2 protein-coding genes are annotated in these 988 nt (G+C 41.6%); both read right to left on the reverse strand.

Annotation, left to right across the window (positions count from 1 at the left end; translation table 11 throughout):
* The coding region (locus Xbed_RS18805; protein WP_086114318.1) for a terminase small subunit at window positions 1-456 on the reverse strand (456 nt) is incomplete at its 3' end.
* 53 nt (window positions 457-509) lie between these two features.
* A complete protein-coding gene (locus tag Xbed_RS18810) occupies window positions 510-824 on the reverse strand; it encodes a hypothetical protein (RefSeq protein WP_086114319.1) in 315 nt (104 codons plus the stop codon).
* Window positions 825-988 lie beyond the last annotated feature (164 nt).

Consider the following 988-nt stretch of genomic DNA (forward strand, 5'->3'; position numbering starts at 1 on the left):
CTCATTTTTAACCTGCTCACGAAACGCTTGAACGCTGATATGCTTACCTAACAATTCCAGATTCTTCACCTTATCCGGCCATTTGATCTTCTTAAGCAATGCCGCAACATCCTGTCCCATCTCAACCACTTCCAGACCGGACAATGTAGTACGCCAGACTTTCGGCCAGTCTTTGACGGGTTTCAGCTCGCCGCCATCCGTCAGAATGTCGAGTACGTCCATTTGGTCGATTTCCACCAACCGCTTTAAGACGTAGGCCGCATTGATGCCAACATCTTCATTACGTTGTGCCTTTAATTCGGTAATCCTGTTTTGAATGTCAAGTTTTGACAATAATTGCGCGGCAATACGGTTCGCAGTCTTCTCGCTGTACCCCGCCCGAATAGCCGCTTGTGTAGCGTTCAAATCAACGAGGTACTCGCGACAAAACATTTCTTGTTTGTCGGTGAGTGCCATTTCTTGTTACTCCATATAGTAAAAAACCACCCGAAGGTGGTTAATATATATTCTTATTGCCTATGCCATCTGGAACGGTGAGATTTGCATTCATTGATAACTGAGTTAATATTCTTACCAGGGTATGGCTCACGCCTTACTTCGCGTTGGAGTCCCCCATTTTTTGGCGGCTCAAGGTGATCTAGCTCTATATCATCATCGCCCTTGTTCCATACTTTTAATTCAGTTCCATTAATGGTCAGCTTTTCCAGAGAATACACCATAACAGAGTGAATATTTTGCTCACATTCTCCAACAATCTCATACTTCAAAAAATCGCCGTCATTGTTATCTATATAAACCGTTTTTAATACATTATGTAGAGTCATATTTTTCCCTTGCAAGGTGAGATAAGTGACTCATTATTATACAGTGCGAAATTTAATCCACAAAACTCTATCAAGCACCCGTTTTTTGGATGCTTTGCAGAATTTTGTGAAATAGTTATTTTTGCTCTTTTAAACGCTTTTCTTGTTCACTCTGAAACTGAGCT

The organism is Xenorhabdus beddingii, assembly GCF_002127545.1.
Classification (GTDB): Bacteria; Pseudomonadota; Gammaproteobacteria; order Enterobacterales; family Enterobacteriaceae; genus Xenorhabdus; species Xenorhabdus beddingii.